Annotated in this window: 17 protein-coding genes; 6 read left to right on the forward strand and 11 right to left on the reverse strand. The window is 71.7% G+C overall.

What is annotated here, in order from left to right:
* Positions 1-40 precede the first annotated feature (40 nt).
* The 6 genes from OG900_29640 to OG900_29665 all read right to left on the reverse strand — a co-directional run bounded on the left by OG900_29640 (position 41) and on the right by OG900_29665 (position 7,263).
* A complete protein-coding gene (locus tag OG900_29640) occupies positions 41-949 on the reverse strand; it encodes a phosphatase PAP2 family protein (protein ID WUH93869.1) in 909 nt (302 codons plus the stop codon).
* A gap of 37 nt (positions 950-986) precedes the next feature.
* Positions 987-2,078 carry a LacI family transcriptional regulator gene (locus tag OG900_29645; protein ID WUH93870.1) on the reverse strand — a complete coding sequence of 364 codons (1,092 nt, stop codon included), beginning with the start codon at positions 2,076-2,078 and terminating at the stop codon, positions 987-989.
* Positions 2,079-2,112: 34 nt separating this feature from the next.
* Entirely contained in the window at positions 2,113-3,867 is a 1,755-nt protein-coding gene (locus OG900_29650; GenBank protein WUH93871.1) for a glycoside hydrolase family 13 protein, read from the reverse strand.
* Between the two features lie 64 nt (positions 3,868-3,931).
* A complete protein-coding gene (locus OG900_29655) occupies positions 3,932-4,834 on the reverse strand; it encodes a carbohydrate ABC transporter permease (protein WUH93872.1) in 903 nt (300 codons plus the stop codon).
* A 13-nt stretch (positions 4,835-4,847) separates the two neighbouring features.
* Positions 4,848-5,771 carry a sugar ABC transporter permease gene (locus tag OG900_29660; protein ID WUH95982.1) on the reverse strand — a complete coding sequence of 308 codons (924 nt, stop codon included), beginning with the start codon at positions 5,769-5,771 and terminating at the stop codon, positions 4,848-4,850.
* A gap of 190 nt (positions 5,772-5,961) precedes the next feature.
* On the reverse strand, positions 5,962-7,263 hold the full coding sequence (locus tag OG900_29665; GenBank protein ID WUH93873.1) for an extracellular solute-binding protein: 1,302 nt from the start codon (positions 7,261-7,263) through the stop codon (positions 5,962-5,964).
* A gap of 380 nt (positions 7,264-7,643) precedes the next feature.
* Here OG900_29665 and pulA point away from each other — a divergent pair, with 380 nt between their 5' ends.
* The gene (gene pulA / locus OG900_29670; protein ID WUH93874.1) at positions 7,644-13,166 is read left to right on the forward strand and encodes a pullulanase-type alpha-1,6-glucosidase; all 5,523 of its coding nucleotides are present in this window, start codon (positions 7,644-7,646) and stop codon (positions 13,164-13,166) included.
* 345 nt (positions 13,167-13,511) lie between these two features.
* On the opposite strand, the gene OG900_29675 is transcribed toward pulA, so the two are convergent.
* Both OG900_29675 and OG900_29680 read right to left on the reverse strand, forming a co-directional pair.
* Positions 13,512-15,371: a hypothetical protein gene (locus tag OG900_29675; protein WUH93875.1), complete on the reverse strand. Its 1,860-nt coding sequence runs from the start codon at positions 15,369-15,371 to the stop codon at positions 13,512-13,514.
* Positions 15,372-15,563: 192 nt separating this feature from the next.
* Complete coding sequence (locus OG900_29680; GenBank protein WUH93876.1) at positions 15,564-16,583, reverse strand: glutamine synthetase beta-grasp domain-containing protein; 1,020 nt, start codon at positions 16,581-16,583, stop codon at positions 15,564-15,566.
* A 195-nt stretch (positions 16,584-16,778) separates the two neighbouring features.
* Between OG900_29680 and OG900_29685 the strand changes: the two genes are divergently transcribed.
* From OG900_29685 to OG900_29695, 3 genes are all read left to right on the forward strand, one after another.
* Positions 16,779-17,153 (forward strand): 5-carboxymethyl-2-hydroxymuconate Delta-isomerase, encoded by a 375-nt coding sequence (locus OG900_29685; GenBank protein WUH93877.1) that lies wholly within the window; start codon positions 16,779-16,781, stop codon positions 17,151-17,153.
* Positions 17,154-17,158: 5 nt separating this feature from the next.
* A complete protein-coding gene (locus OG900_29690) occupies positions 17,159-18,037 on the forward strand; it encodes a Gfo/Idh/MocA family oxidoreductase (GenBank protein ID WUH95983.1) in 879 nt (292 codons plus the stop codon).
* Between the two features lie 63 nt (positions 18,038-18,100).
* Complete coding sequence (locus OG900_29695; protein WUH93878.1) at positions 18,101-18,475, forward strand: hypothetical protein; 375 nt, start codon at positions 18,101-18,103, stop codon at positions 18,473-18,475.
* A 6-nt stretch (positions 18,476-18,481) separates the two neighbouring features.
* Here the strand turns inward: OG900_29695 and OG900_29700 are convergent, their stop codons facing one another.
* Positions 18,482-18,934, reverse strand: coding sequence for a group II truncated hemoglobin (locus tag OG900_29700; GenBank protein ID WUH93879.1), 453 nt, complete (start codon positions 18,932-18,934; stop codon positions 18,482-18,484).
* A 163-nt stretch (positions 18,935-19,097) separates the two neighbouring features.
* Here OG900_29700 and OG900_29705 point away from each other — a divergent pair, with 163 nt between their 5' ends.
* Positions 19,098-20,105, forward strand: a complete 1,008-nt coding sequence (locus OG900_29705; protein WUH93880.1) for an NADPH:quinone reductase — start codon at positions 19,098-19,100, stop codon at positions 20,103-20,105.
* A gap of 84 nt (positions 20,106-20,189) precedes the next feature.
* Here the strand turns inward: OG900_29705 and OG900_29710 are convergent, their stop codons facing one another.
* Positions 20,190-21,242: a class A beta-lactamase-related serine hydrolase gene (locus OG900_29710; GenBank protein ID WUH93881.1), complete on the reverse strand. Its 1,053-nt coding sequence runs from the start codon at positions 21,240-21,242 to the stop codon at positions 20,190-20,192.
* A 263-nt stretch (positions 21,243-21,505) separates the two neighbouring features.
* Between OG900_29710 and OG900_29715 the strand changes: the two genes are divergently transcribed.
* Entirely contained in the window at positions 21,506-23,479 is a 1,974-nt protein-coding gene (locus OG900_29715) for a discoidin domain-containing protein (GenBank protein WUH93882.1), read from the forward strand.
* Between the two features lie 97 nt (positions 23,480-23,576).
* Here the strand turns inward: OG900_29715 and OG900_29720 are convergent, their stop codons facing one another.
* Positions 23,577-25,169, reverse strand: a complete 1,593-nt coding sequence (locus OG900_29720) for a VWA domain-containing protein (GenBank protein WUH93883.1) — start codon at positions 25,167-25,169, stop codon at positions 23,577-23,579.
* Positions 25,170-25,221: the final 52 nt, after the last annotated feature.

Consider the following 25,221-nt stretch of genomic DNA (forward strand, 5'->3'; position numbering starts at 1 on the left):
GGCCGCCGGCCCGCCGGACACCCCCCGGCGGACGAAGCCGTCAGTTCTCCACGGTCCTGGCGTGCTCTTCGAGCGCCAGCGCACCCGACGCGTACTTCGGCAGGGAGTACACCCAGCGGCCGTAGATCAGGTACGCCACCGTGTAGCCGATGGCCAGGCACAGCGCGCCGCCGACCGCGTCCATCCAGAAGTGGTTGCCGGTGGCGACGATCACCAGCAGCGTCGCCACCGGATAGAGCCCGCCGAGGATACGGGCCCACAGCGGTTTCGCCAGCGTCACGATGGTGATGCCGCACCACAGCGACCAGCCGATGTGCATCGACGGCATGGCCGCGTACTGGTTGGACACCTGCGCCAGGCTGCCCCGCGACAGCGAACCCCAGGTGTGGTGCAGCATCACCGTGTCGATGAAGTTGCCGCCGACCATCAGCCGCGGCGGTGCCAGCGGATACGCCCAGAAGCCGATCAGCGCCACCCAGGTGGTCAGGAAGACCACCAGCCGGGCCGGGCCGTAGCGCCCGGGGTGGCGGACGTAGAGCCATATCAACACGCCGATGGTCACTATGAAATGCAGCGTGGCGTAGTAGTAGTTCATCCCCACGATCAGCCACGTCACGGAATTCACGCCGTGGTTGACGCTGCGCTCGATGGCGAGGCCCAGATGGTGCTCGAACGCCCAGATCGCGTCGGCGTGCCGCAGCGCGATCGCCTGCTTCTGCGGCACCGCGTTCCTGATCTGCGAATACAGGGAGTAGCTGAAGCCGATCAGCAGGACCTCGAACCACAGCCTCGGGCGTCGTGGGGTGCGCACTCTCTCCAGCAGCGTACGGGCCAGCGCCAGCCGGCCGGCGCTGTCCGCTCCATCGGAAACATGGGAACCGGTGGAGCGCTGCGGTGCGGCGGAACGGCCGCTTGTCGTGTTCGCGGTCTTCGCAGTCGGTTCCCCCATAGGACACCAGTCTGCCAGATGTGTCCCGTGATGCGGATCAGCCGCGGGTCGCGTCGTCGGCCGTCCTGGTGCCCCGCGGGGCGGGGGGCTGCGCGGGCAGCGACGCGTTCTGCCCGGTCGGGGCGGCCGCGGTCGATCCGCGGACGACCAGCTCCGGCAGGAAGACGAATTCGCTGTGCGGGGCCGGGGTGCCGCCGATCTCCTCCAGCAGCGCGTTGACGGCGGCCTGGCCCATCGCGGTGACCGGCTGCCTGATGGTGGTCAGCGGCGGGTCGGTGAACGCGATCAGCGGCGAGTCGTCGAAACCCACCACCGACACCTCGTCCGGCACCGACAGGCCCAGCTGCCTGGCCGCCCTGATCGCGCCGAGCGCCATCATGTCGGAGGCGCAGACGACCGCCGTGCAGCCGTCGGCTATCAGCGCCGACGCGGCCGCCTGGCCGCCCTCCAGGGTGAAGAGCGAGTGCTGCACCAGCTCGTGCGCCTCGTCGCCGCTCATGCCGAGCACCTCGGCCATGGACGTCACGAAGCCCTCGATCTTCCTGCGCACCGGGACGAAACGCTTCTGCCCCACGGCCAGGCCGATCCTGCGGTGTCCGAGCGCCGCCAGATGGGTGACCGCGAGGCGCATCGCGCCACGGTCGTCGGGGGACACGAAGGGCGCGTTGACCTTCTCGGTGAAGCCGTTGATCAGCACGAACGGCACGCCCTGGCCCTGCAGCCTGGCGTAGCGCTCCATGTCGGCGGTGCAGTCGGCGTGCAGCCCCGACACGAAGATGATGCCGGCCACCCCCCGCTCGACCAGCATCTCCACCAGCTCGTCCTCGGTGGAGCCGCCGGGCGTCTGGGTGGCGAGCACCGGGGTGTAGCCCTGCCGGGTCAGGGCCTGGCCGATGATCTGCGCGAAGGCGGGGAAGATCGGGTTGTCCAGCTCGGGCGTGATCAGCCCGACCAGGCCCGCGCTGCGCTGCCGCAGCCGCACCGGGCGCTCGTACCCCAGCAGGTCGAGCGCGGCCAGCACTGATTCGCGGGTGGTCGCGGAGACCCCGGGCTTGCCGTTGAGCACCCGGCTGACCGTCGCTTCGCTGACCCCCGCCTGGGCTGCGATGTCAGCGAGCCGCGCGGTCACAGTACCGGATGCTATTGGACGGAAAGCCGCCACGTCAGATCGCCCACCAAATTGCCGTGTCTGCGGCGATAGTGACGTCAATGCCGTCAACCAGGTCCAATGACGCGGCCGTCGCGGGCGGCTGCGCCGCGCTGGCCAGCAGCAGCCGGCCGCCGGGCACGGTGAGGACCACCGGCCGCGCGGTGGGGTTGACCAGGCACAGGAAGCCGTCGCCGTCGCCGTCCCTGCGGAAGGCCAGCACACCCTCGGGCGTGTCCAGCCACTGCACGGCCCGGCCCGCGCCCAGCGCCGGCAGCTCCCGGCGCAGCGCCAGGGCCGCGCGGTAGAGCTCCAGGGTGGAGGCCGGGTCGCCGGTCTGCGCCTCGACGCTCAGCTCGGCCCAGGTCGCCGGCTGCGGCAGCCAGCTCGGCCCGCCCTCCGGGCCGAAGCCGTACGGCGGCTCGGCGCCCGACCACGGGATCGGCACCCGGCAGCCGTCGCGGAAGCCGTCCTGCCCGGCCGCACGGAAGAAGGACGGGTCCTGGCGCACCTCGTCCGGCAGGTCGGTGACGTCGGGCAGGCCCAGCTCCTCGCCCTGGTAGAGGTACGCCGACCCGGGCAGCGCCAGCATCAGCAGGGTCGCCGCGCGCGCCCTGCGCAGGCCCAGTTCGCGGTCGCCGGCCTCGCGCAGCTGGAGGGATCCGCCGCCAGGGGTCCCCCCGCCGAAGGCAGGGGAGGGGTTGCCGAAGCGGGTGGCGTGCCGGGTCACGTCGTGGTTGGACAGCACCCAGGTGGCGGGGGCGCCGACCGCGCCCATCGCGGCCAGCGACTTGTCGATGACCTTGCGCAGCGCCGCCGCGTCCCACGGGGTCGCCAGGTATTCGAAGTTGAAGGCCTGGTGCAGCTCGTCGGGCCGCAGGTACAGCGCGGCCCGCTCGATGGTCGGCGTCCACGCCTCGGCGACACCGATCCGGTCGCCGGCGTATTCGTCCAGGATGCGCCGCCAGCCGCGGTAGATCTCGTGCACACCGTCCTGGTCGAAGTACGGCATGGGCGCGCTGCCCAGCAGCGCCAGCTGCTCGCTGTGCCCGATGTCGGGCAGGCCCGCCGCCTTGACCAGGCCGTGGGCCACGTCGATACGGAAGCCGTCGGTGCCCAGGTCGAGCCAGAAGCGCAGCACCGAGCGGAATTCCTCGTGCACCGCCGGGTGGTCCCAGTTGAAGTCGGGCTGCTCGGGTGCGAAGAGGTGCAGATACCACTGGCCGGGGGTGCCGTCGGGGTCGTTGGTCCTGGTCCAGGCGGGGCCGCCGAAGATGGACTCCCAGTCGTTGGGCGGCAGTTCGCCGGTCGCGCCCTTGCCGGGGCGGAAGTGGAAGCGGTCCCGCAGCGCGGAGCCGGGGCCGTCGCGCAGCGCCTGCTTGAACCACTCGTGCTGGTCGGAGCAGTGGTTGGGCACCAGGTCCACGATGACCCGCAGGTTCAGCGCGTGCGCGGCGCGCACCAGGTCGTCGGCGTCGTTGAGGTCGCCGAACATCGGGTCGACCTCGCGGTAGTCGGCCACGTCGTAGCCGGCGTCGGCCTGCGGGGAGGCGTAGAAGGGCGACAGCCACACCGCGTCCACCCCGAGGTCCCGCAGATACGGCAGCCGGGCCGTGACGCCGGGCAGGTCGCCCATGCCGTCGCCGTTCCCGTCGGCGAAGCTGCGCGGGTAGACCTGGTAGATGACCGCATCGCGCCACCAGTCTCTGTGCCCGGCGTCGGCAGCGGGAGCGGCGGCGGAGCGGGGCGCGTCGGAGAGGTGCTGGCTCATGGATTCCCTTATCGGGTGCGGGGGAACGATCAGTGGCATACGTGACTGCGGTGCTGCGGGCCGGTCAGCCCTTGGTGCCGCCGGCGGTCAGACCGGTCACCAGGTGGCGCTGGACGAGCAGGAAGACGATGGTCGCGGGTATCGCGATCAGCACCGAGGCGGCGGTCATGCTGCCCCAGTCGGCGCGCTGGTCGGAGGCGAAGGTGCGGATGCCGGCCGCCAGCGTGGAGTGGTCGCTGCCCATGAACTGCGCCGCGTAGGCCACCTCGCCCCAGGCGGTCAGGAAGCTGTAGAAGGCGGTGACGGCGAGCCCCGGGCGGGCCAGCGGCACGATCAGCCGCCAGAAGGTGCCGAAGGGGCTCAGCCCGTCGACCCGGCCGGCCTCGTCGATGTCCCGCGGGATGGTGTCGAAGTAGCCCTTGAGCATCCAGGCGCAGAAGGGCACCGCGATGGTGCAGTAGACCAGGATCAGGCCGAGGTAGCTGTCGATCAGGTCCAGCTGCGCCAGCAGGTTGTACAGCGGCACGATCAGTACGGCCATGGGGAACATCTGCGTGATCAGGAAGGTCCACATCAGCGACCTGTGCCCGGGGAAGCGCATCCGGGAGATCGCGTAGCCCGCGCTGGCGGAGATCAGCACGCCGAGCACGGTGGTGGCGCCGGCCACGATCACCGAGTTGAGGAACCACTTGGGGAAGCTGGTGTGCATCAGCACGAACCGGTAGTTGCCCAGGCCCAGGTGCTTGAGCACCTCGTGCGGCTGCTGCCAGGAGGTGCTGGGGCCGAGCGAGATGAACAGGATCCACAGCACGGGGAAGACCGCGATGGCGCTCGCGGTGATCAGGGCGGCGTGCAGCGCGATCGACGCGCCGCGGCTGCGCTCGCCCCGGCCGCGTGGCTTGGCCGCGGCGGCGCTGAGCGGGCCGGCGGTGCTTGCGGCCGGGCCGCTGTGGGTGGTGGCACTCATGGTGATCCGGCTCCTAGGCCTGCTCGGGCTTCAACTTGCGGCGGTAGAAGGTGGAGAAGGCCACGAGGATGAGGAGGATGACGATCCCGTAGGTGGCGGCGGCCGAATAATCGGACACTCCGGTGAACGCCTTCTCGTAGGCGTATGTCACCAGGATGTCCGTGTCGCCCGTGGTGTTGTTGCCCAGCAGCAGGTAGATGATCGCGAACATGTTGAACGTCCAGACCGTGCTGAGCAGCACCACCGTGCTGGTCACCGGGCGCAGCCCCGGCACCGTGACGTTGGTGAAGCGCTGCAGCGGCGAGGCGCCGTCCATCTCGGCGGCCTCGTACAGCTCGCCGGGTATCGACTGCAGGCCGCCGAGCAGGGCGACCATCATGAACGGCACGCCGACCCAGATGTTCACCATGATCACCGCGATCTTCTGCGACAGCGGTGTGCCGAGCCAGTCCTGCGCGGGCAGCCCGAAGCTGGTGATGATGTCGTTGAGGACGCCGTACTGCGAGTTGAGCATCAGCCGCCAGGCGAAGACGCCGATGAAGGCCGGCACCGCCCAGGGCAGGATCAGGCAGAGCCGGTAGAAGAGCCGGAAGCGCACCTTGCGGTTGAGCAGCATCGCCATCGCCAGGCCGATGGCGTAGGTGACCGCCACGCAGGCGACGGTCCACACGACCGTCCACTCGAAGCGCGGGTAGAAGTCGCCGTCCTTGCCGGACAGCACCTGCCAGTAGTTGTGCAGGCCCACCCAGTGGTAGGTGGCGCCGATGTGGACCGGGCCGATGTCCTTGGCGACATTGGTCTCGTTGGCGTTGGTCAGCGACAGGTAGGTGCCGTAGCCGAGCGGATAGAACACCAGGACGGCCAGCACGATCACGACCGGGGCGACCATCGCCCAGGCGTACCAGTGCCGGTCCCAGGAACGCCTGATCGAGGTCATCAGGCCGGGCCGCGGCTCGCGCGGCGGGCGGGCGGCCGTGCCCGGAAGGGGCTCGTCCAAGCGTGCGGTGGTCATCGCTCCTCGGCTCTTTCGTCGGTGGTGGGGTGACCGGACCGGCCGGCCGGGCGCGTGGGCCCTGCCGCGTCAGGGCGGCGGGGCCCCGGCCGGCCGGTCCGGAACTGGGGGCCGGCTACTGCACGGTGTAGCCGGGCAGCAGCTTGCCGAACTCCTTGGCCGCGGCGTCCAGGCCGTCCTGGACCGAGGACTTGCCCTGCAGGATCTTGATGTACTCCTGCTGCAGCGGCGTGAACAGGCTGCCCACCTGCGGCAGCGCGACCCGCGGCCGGGCGGTGTCCATGATCGGCTTGAAGCCGGCGATCGTCTGGTTCTTCAGCACCTCGGCGGTGTAGGCGGAGGTCCTGGTCGGCAGGGTGCCGTTCTTCTGCGCGATCGTCTGCTGGCTCGCGGAGGAGGTCATGAACTGCGTGAACAGGTAGGCCGCGTCCAGGTTCCTGGAGCCCTGGTAGACCGCCAGGTCGTGGCCGCCGGTCGGCGCCAGCGCCTTGCCGGTGGATCCGGCCGGCACGGGCGCGTAGCCGAGGTTGGCCTCCTTGCCCTGGAAGGCGGACCCGGTCAGGTCGTCGCCCACCGACCACGGCCCCTGGATCAGCATGGCGACCTTGCCGGTCTTGAAGGAGGTCTGCATGTTGTCGTACGCGCTGGCGAAGTCGACCTTCAGCGAGGAGGTGTCGTAGACCTTCTTCGCCTCGGTGACCGCCTTGACGGCCTCCGGCGAGTTGATCGTGACCTTCTTGCCCGCCGGGTCGGCCAGGTCGGCGCCCTCGCCGAACAGCAGCGGGAAGAGGAAGTACGAGTCGGGGTTGACATACGTGCCCGCGACACCGGGCACCTTCGCCTTGATGGTCGCGGAGTCCGCGATCAGCTCGTCCCAGGTGGTCGGGGGCGCGGCGATGCCGGCCTTGGCGAAGATGTCCTTGTTGTAGAGCAGCCCGAGCGTGTCGGTCACCGACGGCACGCCGTAGGTCTTGCCCTCGTACTTGGTGGTGTTCAACGGCCCCGCCACGAAGTCCTGCGTGTCGGTCAGCGCCGCGGTGCCGTCCAGCGGGGCGATGTAGTGGAGCGAGGCGTACTCGGGGATCAACCCGACGTCGGTCCGCACCACGTCGGGAGCGCCCTTGCCGCTCTGAGCCGCCGCCTTGAACTTCTGCTCCACGGTGGTGAAGTCGACGTTCTGGTAATTGACCTTGATGTGGGGGTACTTCGCCTCGAAGTCCTTGATGAGGGCCTGGTAGGTCGGGGCCTCGTTCTTGGCGTCCGAGGTGTCCCAGTAGGTGATCGTCCCGGACACCGCGGCCGGGTCCTTGGCCGCCGTACCCTTGTCGCTCTTGTCGTCGCTACCACTACCGCCACAGGCGGTGACCCCGAGAACGATGGCCGCGGCCATCGCAACGGCGGATATGCCGCGTCGCATACCTGACTCCTTGATGAGGGAAGTGCCCGTTCGCCCTGGCCAGGCTGGCTGCCGGCCGCTGTCGTCCCTACGGGGGCGCTCGGGCTGGGCAGGAACGTAACAGCGATGTAATGCTTTGCGAAAGAGGCTGCAAGAAACTTTCCGCAAGATCCTTCATCCGTGATGCTGCCGTTATCCGGGCGTGTCGTCCGAGGTCGGCCCGTTGCGCGCGCACCGCTGGCGCACCCGGACCGGATGCGACGGAACTGCTTACAGAGTCTTGCTGCAACCGCCCCGGGAGGGATACGTTCCCGCACAGCTTCGGCACCGACGCCGTGGCGGCGACCGGTTCATGCGCGTGGACCCGGGCGCGAGGCTGTCCCCAGCAAGGAGATCCGCCCGTGGCCCTGGAGTTCAGGCTGCCCGCACACAGGTTGCGGCACGTCGCCGTCGCCACCGCCCTCGCGGCGCTGGCCGCATTCGTCCAACCGGCCTACGCGCACGGCTCGCCGCGGCCGCCGGCCCCGCCGTCCGACAAGGCGCTCGCCGGACAGGCCGCACGGCACGACGACACACGCGAGCAGTTCTACTTCGTGATGCCCGACCGCTTCGCCGACGGCGACAAGGCCAACGACAGGGGCGGCCTGACCGGCGGCCGGCTCAGCACCGGCTACGACCCCACGGACAAGGGCTTCTACCAGGGCGGCGACCTCAAGGGCCTCACGCAGAAGCTGGACTACATCAAGGGCCTGGGCACCACCGCGATCTGGATGGCGCCGATCTTCAAGAACCAGCCCGTACAGGGCACGGGGGCTGTGGGTACCTCCCAGGCCGAAGGCTCTGGGGGAATCTCGGCCGGCTACCACGGCTACTGGATCACCGACTTCACCCGGGTGGACCCGCACTTCGGCACCAACGACGACCTGAGGAAGCTGATATCCACGGCCCACGCCAAGGGCATGAAGATCTTCTTCGACGTCATCACCAACCACACCGCCGACGTCATCGGCAACACCGATAACACCTACAACTACCTGTCCAAGGGCGCCTTCCCCTACCTGTCCGCCGACGGCACCCCCTTCGACGACGACACCTACGCGGACGGTCCCCCGGCGCCTTCGGCCCGGGAGGTACTCCCACCGAGCCCCTTCCCGAAGGTCACCGCCGCGTCCTTCCCGCGCACCCCCACCGTGCCCGCCGGCCAGCTGAACACCAAGGTCCCCGCCTGGCTCAACGACCCCACGATGTACCACAACCGGGGCGACTCCACCTTCGCCGGCGAGAGCGCCGACCAGGGCGACTTCACCGGCCTGGACGACCTGTGGACGCAGCGGCCCGAGGTCGTGCACGGCATGGAGCAGATCTACGAGAAGTGGGTCAAGGACTTCGCGATCGACGGCTTCCGCATCGACACCGCCAAGAACGTCGACCTGCCCTTCTGGACCCAGTGGGCCACCGCCCTGGACGCCTACGCGGCCCGGCACGGCCGGAAGAACTTCTTCATGTTCGGCGAGACCTACGACGCCGACCCGGCCGTCACCTCGCCCTACGTCACCCAGGGACGGCTCGACGCGACACTCGACTTCCCCTTCCAGGACGCCGCCCGCGGCTACGCCTCGCAGGGCGCGCCGCCGAGCAAGCTCGCCGGCGTCTACGGCCAGGACTACCGCTACACCACCGACAAGGCCAACGCGTACGAGCAGGTCACCTTCCTCGGCAACCACGACATGGGCCGCATCGGCAGCTTCCTCGCCCAGGACAACCCGGGCGCGGGCGACGCCGAACTGCTCGACCGCGACGAGCTGGCCAATGCCGTGATGTTCCTCGGCCGCGGGAATCCCGTCGTCTACTACGGCGACGAGCAGGGCTTCACCGGCGCCCCCGGCGGCGACAAGAACGCCCGGCAGACGATGTTCGCCTCCCAGGTCGCCGACTACCTCGACGACGACGAGATCGGCACCGACCGCACCGCCGCGAGCGACGCCTACGACCCGCGGCACCCCCTCTACCGGGCGATCGCCGCGCTGTCCCGGCTCACCGAGGAGCACCCCGCGCTGCGCGACGGCGTCCAGACCGAGCGCTACACAGCCCCCGGCACCGACCCGGGCGTCTACGCCTACTCCCGCACCGACGCCGCCAGCCGCGACGACTACCTGGTCGCGATCAACAACGCCACCGCCGCGCGGACCGTGACCGTACCGACCGGCAACACGGCCGGCGCCGCCTACCAGGGGATCTACGGCGCCACCGGCACCACGGCCACCGCCGCGGACGGCACCCTCACCCTGACCGTGCCGCCGCTCCAGGCCGTCGTGCTGCACGCCGCCAAGCCGCTGCCCGAGCCCACCGCGGCCCCCGCGCTCACCCTCACCCCGCCCGCCCCCGGCGCGACCGGCACCGTCGAGCTGTCCGCCGACGTCACCGGCGGCGGCCTGAACCGCGTCGTCTTCGCCGCCCAGGTGGGCGACGCCCCCTGGAAGGTGCTCGGCTCCGCCGACCACGCCCCCTACAAGGTCACCCAGACCCTCACCGGCACCCCCGCCGGAATTCCCGTGCGCTACAAGGCCGTCGTGGTCTCCGCCGCCGGGCGCACCGCCTCGGCGACCGCCGCCGCCACCACCGGCGCCCCGCCGGTCACCGCGCCCCCGACCGCGATCAGCCACGACTACGCGATCGTCCACTACCGGCGGACCGACCAGACTTACGCCGACTGGGGCCTCTACACCTGGGGCGACATCGCCGACGGCGAAGCCACCACCTGGCCGGCCGGCCACCCCTTCACCGGCCGTGACGCCTATGGCGCCTTCGCCTACGTGAAGCTCAAGCCCGGCGCCTCAAGCGTCGGCTTCATCGTGGTGGACAAGGACGGCGTCAAGGACACCGACGGCGACCGCACCATCGACCTCGGCGCCGGCGCCGAGGTGTGGATTTCCCAGGGCAGCCCGGCCGTCGCCACCAGCGCCCCGGACGGCGCCTACCCGCCGCAGGACACCACGAAGGCGGTCCTGCACTACCACCGGGCCGGGGGCACCTCCCAGGCCGGAGGCGCGGGGGGAGGCGACTACACCGGCTGGGGCCTGCACGTCTGGAACGGCGCCGCCACTCCCACCGACTGGACCGCACCCCTCCAGCCCACCCGCATCGACTCCTACGGTGCCGTCTACGAGGTGCCGCTCGCCGCCGGCGCCACCTCGCTCAGCTACATCCTGCACAAGGGCGACACCAAGGACCTGCCCAGCGACCAGTCCCTCGACCTCACCGGCACCGGCCACGAGGTGTGGCTGCTCGAGGGCACCCCCGCGTATCTGCTGCCGCAGCCGCGGGGCAGCGGCGCCGACCTGGACCTGGGCAAGGCGCAGGCCCAGTGGATCGACCGCGACACCGTCGCCTGGCAGACCAGCGCCCCGTCCCTGTCACAGCAGCTCGTCTACGCCCCCGACGGCGGCATCACCGTCAAGGACGGCGCCCTGTCCGACGAGGGCCACTGGCTGCGCCTGCAGAAGCTGCCCGGCGGGCTCACCGACGCGCAGCTCGCGAAATTCCCGCAGCTGAAGGGCTATTCGGCCTTCACCGTCGACCCGCGCGACCGCGGCAGGGTGCGGGACGCCCTGCGCGGGCAGGTCATCGCCACCCAGCGGGCCGCCAACGGAGGTCTGTTGGCGGCGACGGGCGTGCAGACCCAAGGCGTGCTCGACGACCTCTACGCCGCAGGCGCGGAAAAGGCCGACCTCGGACCGGTGTTCAGCCACGGCAGGCCCAGCCTGTCGGTATGGGCACCGACCGCCCACAGCGTCTCGGTGGACATCGGCGGCCACCGCGTCCCGATGCGGCAGGACACCGCGACCGGCGTCTGGTCGGTCACCGGCACCCCCTCGTGGACCGGGAAGCCCTACCGCTACGACGTCACCGTCTGGGCGCCCAGCGTGCAGAAGACCGTCGTCAACCAGGTCACCGACCCCTACTCGGTCGCGCTCACCGCCGACTCCGAGAAAAGCCTGCTGGTGGACCTGGACGACCCGAAGCTCGCCCCCGAGGGCTGGGCGACCGAGCGCAAACCGGCCGCCGTGCCGATGAGCCGGGCCGAGATCCAGGAACTGCACATCCGGGACTTCTCCGTCGCCGACACCACCGTCCCGGCCGCCGACCGCGGCACCTACACCGCCTTCACCGACACGTCGTCGGCCGGCATGAGCCATCTGCGCGACCTCGCGCAGGCCGGCGTCAACTACGTCCACCTGCTGCCCGCGTTCGACTTCGCGACGGTGCCCGAGCGGACCGCCGACCAGACCGAGCCCGCCTGCGACCTGGGCTCGTACGGCCCCGCAAGCGACAGGCAGCAGGCCTGCGTCACCGCCCAGCGGGCCACCGACGCCTACAACTGGGGCTACGACCCTTACCACTTCACCGTCCCCGAGGGCTCTTACGCCAAGAACCCGGACGGCGCGGGCCGCACGGTCGAATTCCGGCAGATGGTCCAGGGGCTCAACAGCAGCGGGCTGCGGGTGGTGATGGACGTGGTCTACAACCACACCTCCGCCGCGGGACAGGCCGACACCTCCGTCCTGGACAAGATCGTCCCCGGCTACTACCAGCGCCTCATGCCGGACGGCTCGGTCGCCACCTCCACCTGCTGCGCGGGCACCGCGCCGGAGAACGCCATGATGGGCAAGCTCGTCGTGGACTCCATCGTCACCTGGGCCAAGGAATACAAGGTCGACGGCTTCCGCTTCGACCTCATGGGCCACCACCCCAAGGCCAACATCCTCGCCGTGCGCAAGGCACTCGACGCGCTCACCCCCGCCAAGGACGGCGTCGACGGCAAGAAGATCATCCTCTACGGCGAGGGCTGGAACTTCGGCGAGGTCGCCGACAACGCCCGGTTCGTACAGGCCACCCAGGCCAACATGGCAGGCACCGGCATCGCCACCTTCTCCGACCGGGCGCGCGACGCCGTACGCGGCGGCAGCCCCTTCGACGCCGACCCCGGCGTCCAGGGCTTCGCCTCCGGCCTCTACACCGACCCCAACGCATCGGCCGCCAACGGCACTCCGGCCGAGCAGAAGGCCCGCCTGCTGCACTACCAGGACCTCATCAAGGTCGGACTCAGCGGAAACCTGCGGCAGTTCGGCTTCACCGACTCCGCGGGCAAGCAGGTCACCGGCGCCGAGATCGACTACAACGGGGCGCCCGCCGGATACGCCGACGCGCCGGGCGACGCGCTCGCGTACGCCGACGCGCACGACAACGAATCGCTCTACGACGCGCTGACCTACAAACTCCCGGCCGACACGTCCGCCGCCGACCGGGCCCGCATGCAGGTCGTCGCCGAGGCCACGGCGTTCCTCTCCCAGGGCCCCGCCTTGGGCCAGGCGGGATCGGACCTGCTGCGGTCCAAGTCCCTCGACCGCAACTCCTTCGACTCCGGCGACTGGTTCAACGCGATCCACTGGTCGTGCGAGCAGGGGAACGGGATGGGCCGCGGGTTGCCGCCGGCGGCCGACAACGAGGACAAGTGGCCTTACGCCACGCCTCTGCTGACCTCCGCGGCCGCGACTCCCTCGTGCGCCGAGATCGGCGGGGCGTCCGCCGCCTACCAGGACCTGCTGCGCATCCGCACCACGGAACCGGCCTTCCACCTGGTGACCTCCGGTCAGGTGCAGCGGGAGCTGGCCTTTCCGCTGAGCGGGTCCGAGGAGACGCCCGGCGTCATCACGATGACCCTCGGGGACCTGGTGGTGGTCTTCAACGCCACGCCGCTGGCGCGGGGCCAGAAGGTCGCGGCCCTGGCCGGCACGCACTATGCCCTGCACCCGGTGCAGGCCGCCGGGTCGGACCCGGTGGTGAAGTCCTCGACCTTCACGGCGTCGACCGCCATGTTCACCGTCCCGGGCCGCACGGTGGCGGTCTTCACCCGCGCCCCCTGACCACCCCTGGCGGGGTGCGCCTGCCCAACCCCCGGGGGCTCCCTCCCGAGCCCCCGGGGGGCCGCGGCGGGCGGTCGCCTTTCCCACCGTCGTGGTTGCGCGCGCAGTTCCCCGCGCCCCTGGGCGGGTGCCACTTGCTGTGGCGTTGCTTCTTCCCCGCCTCGTCGGCGGGGCGCGCAGTTCCCCGCGCCCCTTTGTGGCCTGCGTCCTCCTGCGCCCAGGCGTTGGCCCCTGCCAGGGGCTGGGCTCTGCGCAGGAGGGCGCGCGTTTTTCAGGGGCGCGGGGAACTGCGCGATGAGCCCACCACCGGGCCGCGAGGGGAGTCCCGCACCCCCCCGGATGGGGCTATCGGGTCAGCGGGTGGAGGGTGAGGCCCGAACTGGTGCGGGCGGAGAGTTTGGCGTGGGTGCCGCGGGGAGCGGGGACGGCGAGGGAGGGGCCGGAAACACCGGCCGTGAGGCCGTCCGCCGAGACCGAGACGACCTCGCGGCTCCCCGCGGCGAGCAGGTACCAGCGGCTGCCGGGGGACTTCCACATCACCCCGGCCACGATGTCCTGCCCGAAGCGGCTGCAAGCGGAACCGCCGGTCTGCCGGCCGGCGGGCGTGCCGGGGGCCCCGGGCGCGGCGTCCGGGGGGACGAACTGGACGGTCGCGCGGCCGGGCCCGCGCCATGTGTCGGCCCGGTCGCAGGTCCACGCGGCCTCCCCCGCCCCCTCGGGGAGACGCGTACGGGCGAACTGCCAGTCGTTGACGGAGCGGACCCCCTGTCCCCGCAGTTCGCCGAGGCGGCAGGCGCTGTGCGCCCAGCTGGCCAGCGCCTGCGCCCCGGTGGCCTCGCGCGGGGCACGCGCGGGGGTGCCAGGGGACGGCGGCGGGGTGAAGGTCAGGTGGACCGGGCTGAGGTCGCCGAGGTCGGTGAGCAGGAAGGAGTGCCGCTCCACGATCCGGCCGGAGGAGCGCAGTTGCAGCGCGGGCCAGCTCGTGCCGCAGGCACCCGGCGTGCGCACCGGGTCCGTCGTGCCGTCCGCGGTGGTGTGCAGCGGCGTCCCCTGGAGGTCGGGCCGCAGCAGGTCGCGGGTCTGGGCGTCGGCGATCCAGGGGGCGGTCAGGAAGCGGGCGTTGCCGTCGACGCGGTCGACGACGACCGCCGCGGCCGTCGTGAGGTCGGCGTCGGCGACCTGCGCGAAGTCCAGGGCCGCGGCGGAGCCGCCACCGCGGGCCTGGGCGTAGCGGACCAGGCGCAGGCCGTCGTAGAAGACCACGACCGTCGTGGAGTCGACGTCCCCGGCGTAGAGCAGTTGCGGCGGCTGCGCGGGTCCCGTCGTGGGGGTGCCGGGGGTCGCGGCGACCTGGACGGAGCGTGCCGGGTTTGCCCAGGCCGCGAGCGCCCTGCGCAGCAGCGTGCTGTCGCCGGCCCGGTTGCCGCGGGCGGGCCAGGCGGTGAAGTCGAGCCTGGCGGTGGTGGTCCAGGCCTGCGGCCGGGCGCGTACGAGGGCGGCCGGGTCGAGTGCCCGCGCGCCGGCCGCCGTGGAGCCGGGGGGCCCGGCGGAGCCGTGCGGCCCGGTGGGGTCGCCGCCCGGGGACGCGACGATCAGCACGGCGCCGGCCGCGACCGCCGCGGCCACCGCGATCCCGGTCCTGGTGCGCTGCCGCCGCCGCAGCAGGTCGGTGGGCCGCACATGGACCGTGCAGGGGTCGAACTCGCCTGCCGCCAGCAGCCGGTGGTCGTTCTCGATGGCGGCCGCCGTCCGTACCGCTCCTTGCGGGTCGGTGGCGCCCGCCTCGGTCAGGACGTCCCTGGCCGCGTGCTCGTCGAGGCCTTCCACGCCGAGCAGCGCATAGGCGGCCCGAGTCGCCCCCGGCAGGGTGGCCAGCGCCCGGTCCAGGGCGAGTTCGGCCCCGCCGCCGGCCTGCGGGTGCAGCCGCAGGCCGGCGACGTGTGGAAGTCCGGTGCTCGCCAGCGCGCTGTGCAGCCGCCCCGACCGCCGCCCCTGGGCGAGCGCCTGGCGCAGCACCTCGCGCCGCAGCATCGCGTACGGGCCCTGGCCGCCGGACGAAGTGAGCGCTACTCGCAGTGACTTCTGGGTGAGCCGGTGGGCGATGAGCACTCTGTGGTGGCGGTCGATCGCGGCGGGCAGCGCGAGGTAGGCCAGCCGCACCAGACGTGGATAGTGCTCGATCAGAGCCGCTTCGGCCTCCGCCACCGGGATGTGCCGAGCGGACTTCTTCGTGAACGGGGACAGTGCGCGTGACGGTCGGCTCTTCACTCTGCGTCAAACGACTGGCGGCGGCGATGGTCACCGGCACATGCCCGGCGCGGGAAAGGGGAAGGGCGCCCGCCGTGTCGGCGGGCGCCCTTCACGACCGCGGGGAGGCGGTGGTGGAGCGGGGGCGGATCAGACCAGGCCGGCCTTCTCCAGCGCGCTGCCGCAGGTGTCCACGATCAGCCGGGTGACGACGTAGGGGTCGACGTTGGCGTTCGGGCGGCGGTCCTCGATGTAGCCCTTCTGGTCGACCTCGACCTGCCACGGGATACGGACCGACGCGCCGCGGTTGGACACGCCGTAGCTGTACTCGTTCCACGGGGCGGTCTCGTGCGCGCCGGTGAGGCGGGCCTCGACGCCGGCGCCGTAGTGCTTGATGTGCTCGAGCGGCTTGTCGTCGCGGCCCAGCGACTCGGCTGCCTCGATGATCGCCGCGTAGTTCTCGCGCATCGCCTTGGTGGAGAAGTTGGTGTGCGCGCCGGCGCCGTTCCAGTCGCCCTTGGCGGGCTTGGGGTCCAGCGTCGCGGAGATGCCGAAGTCCTCGGCGGTGCGGTAGAGCAGCCAGCGGGCGATCCACAGGTGGTCGGAGACCTCCAGCGGGCTGAGCGGGCCGACCTGGAACTCCCACTGGCCGGGCATCACTTCGGCGTTGATGCCGGAGATGCCGACACCGGCGGCCAGGCAGTTCTCCAGGTGCTTCTCGACGACCGGGCGGCCGAAGATCTCGTCGGCGCCGACGCCGCAGTAGTAGCCGCCCTGCGGGGCGGGGAAGCCGCCCTCCGGGAAGCCGAGCGGGCGGGAGCCCTGGAAGAAGGTGTATTCCTGCTCGATGCCGAACAGCGACTCCTGCGCGGCGTACTTCTCGGCGACCTCGCGCAGCGGGGCACGGGTGTTGGACTCGTGCGGGGTGCCGTCGATGTTGAAGACCTCGCACATCACGAGGACGTCGTCACCGCCGCGGAACGGGTCGGGGAAGGAGGCGACGGGCTTGAGTACGCGGTCCGAGGCGTGGCCCTCCGCCTGGTTGGTGCTCGATCCGTCGAACCCCCAGATCGGAAGCTCCGCGCCGTCGGCCAGGACCCGCGTCTTCGAACGGAGCTTCGCGGTCGGCAACGTGCCGTCTATCCAGATGTACTCAGCCTTGTAGGTCACGGTGACGCCATCCTTAACGAACGTGTTCGCGGGTGCGGCCGAACTGCGCTGATCGGGCCGAAGGCAGCGTTGCAAGGATCGTTTTCTCAAGCATTGCCCTTGTGTTAACGGGATGTAACCGAGGTTTCGGGCGGCCCCGGCGCGCATCGTGAGACGCCCGACCCGCCTCGGACCTGCCGGGATAGGGTCGAAACCATGCCGCATACCACCGTGGAATACTCCGGAACGCTCGCCGACGCCCTCGATCGGCCGGCGTTCGGCAAGGCCCTGCACGAGGCCCTGGTCACCGTCGCCGGCGGCCGCGCGGACGGTTGCAAGACCCGTTTCGTACGCCATGACGACCTCTGGATCGGCGACGGTTCGCCGGACCGCGCGATGGTCCACGTCGAGATCGCCCTGCTGTCCGGGCGCACCCCCGAGGTCAAGCGGGCGCTCACCGAGGCGGTGCTCGCCGCCCTGCGCGACAGCACCGCGCCCACCCCGCGCCACGAGGTGCAGTTCTCCGTCGACCTGCGCGACCTGGACCGCGAGTCGTACGTGCGCCACGAGGAAGCGCGGGCCGCGTCATGACCGCGCTGCGGGTGGGACTCTTCGGCACCGGGCCGTGGGCGCGGCTCGCGCACGGGCCCGCGCTCGCCGCGCACCCGGGCGTGGAACTCGCCGGGGTCTGGGGGCGCAGGGCGGAGGCCGCCGCCGAGGTCGCCGAGCTGTTCGGCACCCGCGCCTGCGCGGACGCCGACGCGCTGATCGCCGACGTGGACGCGGTCGCCGTCGCGCTGCCGCCCGCCCTCCAGGCGCCGCTGGCCGCCCGCGCCGCCCGCGCCGGGCGGCACCTGCTGCTCGACAAGCCGCTGGCCGCCACCGTCGAGGGCGCCCGCGAGGTGGTCGACGCGGTCGAGCGGGCCGGGGTGCGCTCCGTGGTCTTCTTCACCACGCGCTTCGACGCGGCGAGCGCCGAGTGGATCGGCCGGCAGGCCGCGGCCGGCGACTGGTACACCGGCCGCGCCGACTGGTACGGCGCCGTCTTCGGCGCCGGCGCCGGCGCCGGTCCCTTCGCCGACTCGCCGTGGCGGCGCGAGAAGGGCGGCCTGTGGGACGTCGGCCCGCACGCGCTGTCCGTGCTGCTGCCGGTGCTCGGCGACGTCACCGCCGTCGCCGCCGCCCACGGCCCCGGCGACCTGGTCCACCTGACGCTGCGGCACGACAGCGGCGCGTCGAGCACCGCGGTCCTCACCCTCACCGCGCCCCCGGCCGGCGCCGGGGTGGCCGTCGAATTCCGCGGCGAGCACGGGGTCGCGACCTACTCCGACGGCCTCGCGGGACCCGCCACGGACGCCTACGCCCGTGCCGTCGACGTCCTGGTGAGCGGCGAACCGCACGGCTGCGACGCCCGGTTCGGGCTGCGGGTCACCGAGATCCTGGCCGCGGCGGAGGAGTTGCTCGCCGGACTTTGATCGTTTTCGCCCGATTGCCGCCGGACCCTTCCGGAGCCGTCCAACGGTGTCTATGGTCGAAACATGAGGGTTCCGGACTGGTGGTCGATCGAGGTCATGGACGTCGAGGACGGTGCGGTGCACACCGCGACCGGGTGGCGTGACGCGTACGCGCAGGTGCTGACCGAGTCACTCATCACCAACGGCGCCTCGTCCTGGCGGTGGTTCGAGCACAGCTGGGGCGTGGTGCTGGAAGTCGCCTTCGCCGAGGAGGAGTCGTGGGCCGACTGGCTCGCCCTCCCCGGCACCGCGGCCACGCTGGACGCGGTGCCCGACCCGGTCCGCGGCCTGATCGTCCACCGCGGCCACGGCGGCGCTTCCGGCTCCTACGTGCCCCGCCCGGCGGGCACCGCCCCCCGCGCGGACAGCGTCGCCCTGCCCGAGCCGCTCGTCTCCTGAGCGCCGTCAGGCCAGTCCGTCCCAGCCCCAGTGCGGGGCCGGGCCGGGGTCGCCCAGTTCGGTGCCCGGCTGCGACACGGACGCGGCGATCCGCGTCCCCCACTCGATGTACTCGGCGAAGCGCCGCTGGAGCAGGCCGTCGGCCGGCAGCTCCTTCGCCGCCGTCGCCAGCATCACCTCGACCCAGCGCGCCCGCTGCTCCTCGGTGATCTTCAGGTTCAGATGGCTGCTGAGCAGGGCCTGGTGGCCGCCGAGGCGTTCGGTGTAGGCGGCGGGGCCGCCGAAGACCTCCGACAGCCACACCACGACGTGGTCGACGTGCGTCGGGGTGAAGTGCGCGAAGACCGGCTCAAGCAGCGGGTCGACGAGCACCTGGTCGTAGAAGGCCTCGATCAGCCGCCGCAGCGCCGCCTCGCCGCCGAGCGCGTCGTAGAAGCTCCCACCGTGCTTTTCGGTCACCAGGACCCCCCGTCATCCGTCCGACCGGTCCGCCGGAGGCCCGGCGCCGTGGCTCCACCCTCACCCCGGCCGGCGCCGCGCGTCGACGCTTTTCGCCACCGGCACACCGAACGGAGCACCGCATTCCGGGAAGAAAGCCGGCCGGCGGTAGCTTGTAGGGCTCATGAAGGCGATCACATACAAGACCAGCGGCGCCGCGGACGTGCTGGCGCTGACCGACCGGCCGGTCCCCACCCCCGGCGAGGGGGAAGTGCGGGTCGCGGTCAGGGTGTCGGGCGTCAACCCGACCGACTGGAAGGCCCGGCAGAGCAACTCCCCGCAAGGTGAGCAGGTGCCCAACCAGGACGGCTCCGGCGTGATCGACGCGGTCGGCCCCGGCGTCCCCGAGGCCAGGATCGGCGAGCGGGTGTGGCTGTGGGAGGCCGCGTGGAGCCGCGCCGACGGCACCGCGCAGGAGTACGTGACGCTGCCGGCCCGGCAGGCGGTGCCGCTGCCCGAGCACGCGTCGTTCGACCTGGGCGCGAGCCTCGGCATCCCGGCGCTGACCGCCCACCGCACGCTGACCGTCGCGGACGGCGGCCCCGCCCGGCTGGCCCCGGGCGCGCTGGTCGGCCGTAATGTGCTGGTCGCCGGCGGCGCGGGCGCGGTCGGCAACGCGGCGATCCAGCTGGCCCGCTGGGCGGGCGCGACCGTGGTCACCACGGTCAGCGGCCCCGCGAAGGGGGAGCTGGCGAAGGCGGCGGGCGCGCACCACGTGGTCGACTACCGGGCACAGGACGCGGCCGCCGAGATCCGCCGGATCTTCCCCGGCGGGGTGGACATCGTCGTGGAGGTCGCCCCCGCCGCCAACGCCGACCTGGACGCGGCGGTGACCGCGCCCGACGCGGTCGTGGCCTTCTACGCCGACGACTCGGCGAGCTTCGCCGTCCCCGTCCGGCCCTCGATGTTCGGCAATCTGCGCTGGCAGGGCGTGCTCATCTACACCGTCCCCGCCGAGGCCAAGGACGAGGCGGTGGCGGCGGTCAGCGCGGCCGTGGCGGACGGCGCGATCAGCGTCGGCGAGGCCGCGGGACTCCCGCTGCACCGCTTCCCCCTGTCCCGCACCGGCGACGCCCACGACGCCGTCCAGCAGTCCGCGGTCGGCAAGGTCCTCATCGACGTCACCCCCTGACCGTCCGCTGACCGTCCTGACGGACAGGGCCCCGGGGCGGTGCCCCGGGGCCCTGTCGTGTCGTTCGTGCGGGACGGGTGGAGGTCAGGAGTAGAGGGCCTTGGCCGCCGCGGCGGCCGCGTCCTCTATCTTCGCTATGCCGGACTTCTCCGACTTGTTGCCCGAGGACAGCACGCAGACCAGCAGCGTGTGGCCCTTGTAGCCGACCTCGCCGATGCTGTTGATGTCCCACAGGCCGGTCGCGGTGCGCTGCAGCCAGCCGTTCTTCAGCGCGAAGCCGGAGTCGTCCTCGTCGGCCGCCGACACGCCCCACTGCTGGCCCTCGGTGACCGTGTGCATCAGGCCCTTGATGTAGTCGCGGGACGACGCGGACAGCGGTGACTCGTCGCCGCCGAAGACCACCCGCAGCAGTGCCTGCTGGTCGGCCGTGGTGGTCTGGGTGAGACCCCACAGGTCGGCGGAGCCGCCCTCGGTGTGGTCCAGGCCGAAGGTGCTGTTGGCCGCGTCGAGCCCGGTCCTGCGGTTGATGGCGTTCCACAGCGCGGTGGCCGCGTTGTTGTCGCTCTGCTGGATCATCACCGTGGCCTGCGACCGCTCGGACGAGGTCATCTTCGTGCCCGCCTTCTGGTGCCGCAGCAGCAGCGTGGCCAGAATGTCGACCTTGACAATGCTCGCCGTGTCGTAGGTGGCGGTGCCGTCCGCGTACGAGGCGCCGGTGCCCGCGTCGCTCAGATCGGTCACCGCGACCGACAGCCGCCCCTTGTCCTTCGCCGAGAGGGCCTTGATCGCGGTGGCGAGCCGGGCCTTGGCGTCGGCGGCCGGGGTCGTCGGCGCCTTCGACGGGGTGGCGGACTCGCTGGTGGGCGGCGCTGCGGTGGTGGCGGGGGCGGTGGTCGCCGTGGAAGCGCCGCCGGCCGCGTCCCCGGCCTTGGCGTCGCTCGCGTCGGCGGAGTCGGATCGGGCCTTGGCCGAAGGGGACCGGTTGATGATCACCAGGGTGATCAGGCCGATCATGGCCAGTACGGCCGCCGACACGACCGCCGGACGCTGCCACCAGGACGGTTTTCGCCGTCGCCGGTGGGAACGGGAGCGCGTCGAGCCGCGCCCGCCACCCGGTGGTCCTGAAACATGCGTCATGCACCAGACCGTAAGAGCGGAATATTTCATTCTCCTAAGATTTTCGTACCGACTTGGCTGAGGGAGGTTTTTCCGCAGGCCAGGGCGTCATGTGGGGGTGAGCGCTTCTTGCGTGGTTTCTGTCAAATATTTCGCCTGATGCGCGATCTATTGCGAAGGCGTAACCCCGTCGTTACGATCCCCGCACCAGACTTCCGGTCCGCTGCCGTAGACCGATCGGCCGTGTGACGGCGGGAGTTGACAGCCGATCGGAGGAGTTCCAGATGGGTGTCACACGCCGGGCGCTACTGCAGACCGCGATTGCGGTGACTGCAACGGGAGCGGTGGGGGCCACGCAGACAGCGCTGGCCGGCAACGCTTTTGCGGCCAGTTCACCGGGTGACGTTGTGGGCAAGATCACGGTGGGGTATCAGGGGTGGTTTGCGTGTATTGGTGATGGTGCGCCCATTGACGCGTGGTGGCACTGGAGTGCCAACGCCGGGCAGGCGCCGTCGCCGTCGAACACCACGATCGTGGCGTGGCCGGATGTGCGGGACTACGCGAAGACGTATCAGACGGGGTATGCGGCGCTGGGGAACGGGCAGCCGGCGAAGCTGTTCTCGTCGTACGACCAGCAGACGGTCGACACGCACTTCCTGTGGCTGCAGCAGAACAACATCGACACCGCGGCGCTCCAGCGCTTCAACCCCACCGGCGGGGAGGGCCCGACCCGGGACGCGATGGCGGTGAAGGTGCGCAGCGCCGCGGAGAGCCACGGGCGGAAGTTCTACATCATGTACGACGTCTCGGACTGGACGACCATGCAGTCGGACATCAAGGCCGACTGGACGAACAAGATGAAGGCGTACACCGCGTCGTCGGCGTACGCGGTGCAGAACGGCAGGCCTGTCGTGTGCATCTGGGGCTTCGGCTTCGCCGACAACCAGCGCCCCTTCAGCGCCGCCGCGTGCCTGGACGTCGTCAACTGGTTCAAGGACCAGGGGTGTTACGTGATCGGCGGGGTGCCGACCTGGTGGCGTACCGGCGACCGGGACTCGCGCGCCGGGTTCTCCGACGTCTACCACGCCTTCCACATGATCAGCCCGTGGATGGTCGGCCGGATCGGCAGCGCCGCCGACGCCGACAACTTCCACAACGTGGCCACCGTGCCCGACATGGCCGAGTGCGCCGCCCACGGCATCGACTACCAGCCCTGCGTCCTGCCCGGCACCCTCAACCTGCGCCAGCGCTCCCACGGCGACTTCATGTGGCGGCAGTTCTACAACATGGTCAGGGCCGGCGTGCAGGGCATCTACATCTCGATGTTCGACGAGTACAACGAGGGCAACCAGATCGCCAAGACCGCCGAGACCCAGGCCTGGATGCCCACCGACTCCGGCCTCCTCGCCCTCGACGAGGACGGCACCGCCTGCTCCGCCGACTACTACCTCCGCCTCACCGGCGACGGCGGCCGCCTGCTCAAAGGCCAGATCGCCCTCACCGCCACCCGCCCCACCCAGCCGGTCGTCAGCGGCGGCGGCGACACCGCACCGCCGACCGCCCCCGGCTCCCTGCACTCCACCGGCCACACCGACACCACCGTCGCCCTGGCCTGGACCGCGTCCACCGACAATGTCGGCGTCGCCGGCTACCGCGTCCTGCGGGTCAGCGGCGGCACCAGCACCCAGGTCGGCGCCACCTCGGGCACCGCCTTCACCGTCACCGGCCTCACCCCCGCCACCGCCTACACCTTCGACGTAGTGGCCCTCGACGCGACAGGCAACGCGTCGTCGCCCTCCAACCAGGTCACCGTCACCACCGACGCGACCTCCTCCACCACCGACCTGGCCCTGCACAAGGCGACCTCGGAGAGCAGCCACACCCAGAACTACGGCTCCGGCAACGCCGTCGACGGCGACCAGAACTCGTACTGGGAGAGCGCCAACAACGCCTTCCCGCAGTGGCTCCAGGTCGACCTGGGCGGCGCCACCACGGTCAAGCGGATCGTGGTCGACCTGCCGCCGGCCACCGCCTGGGCCACCCGCAGCCAGACCATCGCGGTCCAGGGCAGCACCGACGGCGGCACCTTCAGCACCCTGCTGGCCGCCGGCGCCCACACCTTCGACCCGGCCACCGGCAACACCTCGACGCTCACCCTGTCCAGCGCCGCGACCACCCGCTACGTCCGGCTGGTCTTCACCGCCAACACCGGCTGGCCGGCCGGCCAGGCGTCCGGCGTGCACGTCTACAACGCTTGACCGGAGCGCGCCCCCCGCACAGCGGCGGTACGGCCGAGACGCCATCCCCCGGCCGTACCGCCGCCGCGCCACCCCTCCCGAACCGCCTCGGTTCGGCTCAGCGCAGGATGCCCGCCTCCCTGGCGGCCTTCAGCCAGGACGGGAATTCGGTGAGGACGCGGTCGTACAGATCGGCGTCCGACAGCGTCGCGATGTCGTCCACGGCGAAGAAGCCGACATTGTCCACCCGGCGGCCGCCCATCGTGTCGAAGCGCTCCAGGATGCCGTAGTTCGACTGGCCCAGGCCCACGAACTGCCAGAAGATCGGCTCCTCCACCGCCGCCCGCAACTGCTGCTCGATCTCCGCGTTGCGGTGCACACCGCCGTCGGAGAAGAAGAGGACGAAGGTCGGCTCCCGCGAAGGCGCCGCGCGCACGAAGTCCCGCACCTGCGCGATGACCTTCTGCTCCTCGTTCTGGATGCCGACCGCCCGCATGTCGACCTGGCCGGGCTGCAGCCCGCGCGGCGGCTTCTTGCGGCGGCCGAAGAGCACCAGCTCGCCGATCCGCACGTGCAGCGCGATCCAGCCCGGCAGGTCGCCCAGCGTCAGCTCCGGCAGCCGGGCCGGGTTGCTGGCGAAGGTCCAGGCCTGCATCGTGCCGTCGCTCGCCAGTTGGGCCGCGACCGCCGCCATCCGCTCCACCACACCGGCGACCACACCGCCCGCGTACAGCTTCGCCATCGAGCCGGAGGCGTCGAGCACCAGCACGATACGGGCGGTGGCGCCCTCGGCGCCGTGCTTGCGCAGGCTCACCGCGACCTGCTCCTTGCGCAGCGACAGGCGCTTGCGCATGTCGACGGGCAGGTTCTCCTCGCCTTTGACCATGCGGGGGGCGCCGGTGGGAGCGGGGGCCGGCGCGGGGGCGGGGGCCGGGGCTCCGTAGGGGTTTCCGTACGCGGGGGGCGGCGGCAGCGGTGCCGCCGGGCCCGTGGGCGGGGGCGGCGGGTACGCGTTCGGGCCCGTGCCCGGCGGCGGGTACGCGGAGGGCGGCGGCGCGGCCGGGTAGGCGGGCGGGGCCGACGGGGGCGGGGGAGCCGGCCGCTGGTAGACCGGGGGAGCGGGCGGCGGGGTGACGGGCCGCGGCGCCGCGGGAGTGTGCGCGGCGGTGTTGTCCTCGTCCACCGTGATCCCGAAGTCCGTCGCGAGGCCCGCGAGCCCGGCCGCGTAGCCCTGCCCGATCGCCCGGAAGCGCCAGCCGCCGTCCCGCCGGTAGAGCTCGCCGCCGACCAGCGCGGTCTCGGTCGCCGCCGTGAAGTCGAAGTGCGCCAGCTCCTCGCCGGAAGCGGCGTCCACCAGCCGCAGCCCGAGCCCGGACAGCGCGCCGAAGGTCCCGGTGTCCACGGACGCGGCCAGCACCACCCGGTCGACCACCGCTTCGAGCCCGGCGAGGTCCACCTCGACGGCGTCGGTCACGGTGCCGCCCGCGGCGCCCTGCTTGCCCATGTGGCGCACCGCGCCCGAGGCGTGCCGCGGCTGGTTGTAGAAGACGAAGTCGTCGTCGCCGCGCACCTTCCCGTCCCGGGTCAGCAGCAGCGCGGACGCGTCCGGGTCCGTCCCCCCGGGCGGACCCGCGGTCCAGGTCAGCACCACCCGTACGGCGGAGGTGGTGACCGGTGTGTTGGCACCCTTGCTCAGCGGCTTCGACGTCATGGCGCAAGTCTGCCCCGCCGCACCGGGGTCCGCCGAGCGTTTCACCGGTCCG

Source organism: Streptomyces sp. NBC_00433 (genome assembly GCA_036015235.1).
Lineage (GTDB): Bacteria > Actinomycetota > Actinomycetes > Streptomycetales > Streptomycetaceae > Actinacidiphila.

Bases quoted from the DNA above. Each gene is read 5' to 3' on its own strand.
- OG900_29660 (WUH95982.1), bottom strand. From the start codon at position 5,771: ATGACCTCGATCAGGCGTTCCTGGGACCGGCACTGGTACGCCTGGGCG.
- OG900_29685 (WUH93877.1), top strand. From the start codon at position 16,779: ATGCCGCATACCACCGTGGAATACTCCGGAACGCTCGCCGACGCCCTC.
- OG900_29715 (WUH93882.1), top strand. From the start codon at position 21,506: ATGGGTGTCACACGCCGGGCGCTACTGCAGACCGCGATTGCGGTGACT.
- OG900_29695 (WUH93878.1), top strand. From the start codon at position 18,101: ATGAGGGTTCCGGACTGGTGGTCGATCGAGGTCATGGACGTCGAGGAC.
- OG900_29665 (WUH93873.1), bottom strand. From the start codon at position 7,263: ATGCGACGCGGCATATCCGCCGTTGCGATGGCCGCGGCCATCGTTCTC.
- OG900_29650 (WUH93871.1), bottom strand. From the start codon at position 3,867: ATGAGCCAGCACCTCTCCGACGCGCCCCGCTCCGCCGCCGCTCCCGCT.
- OG900_29705 (WUH93880.1), top strand. From the start codon at position 19,098: ATGAAGGCGATCACATACAAGACCAGCGGCGCCGCGGACGTGCTGGCG.
- OG900_29720 (WUH93883.1), bottom strand. From the start codon at position 25,169: ATGACGTCGAAGCCGCTGAGCAAGGGTGCCAACACACCGGTCACCACC.
- OG900_29710 (WUH93881.1), bottom strand. From the start codon at position 21,242: ATGACGCATGTTTCAGGACCACCGGGTGGCGGGCGCGGCTCGACGCGC.
- OG900_29640 (WUH93869.1), bottom strand. From the start codon at position 949: ATGGGGGAACCGACTGCGAAGACCGCGAACACGACAAGCGGCCGTTCC.
- OG900_29655 (WUH93872.1), bottom strand. From the start codon at position 4,834: ATGAGTGCCACCACCCACAGCGGCCCGGCCGCAAGCACCGCCGGCCCG.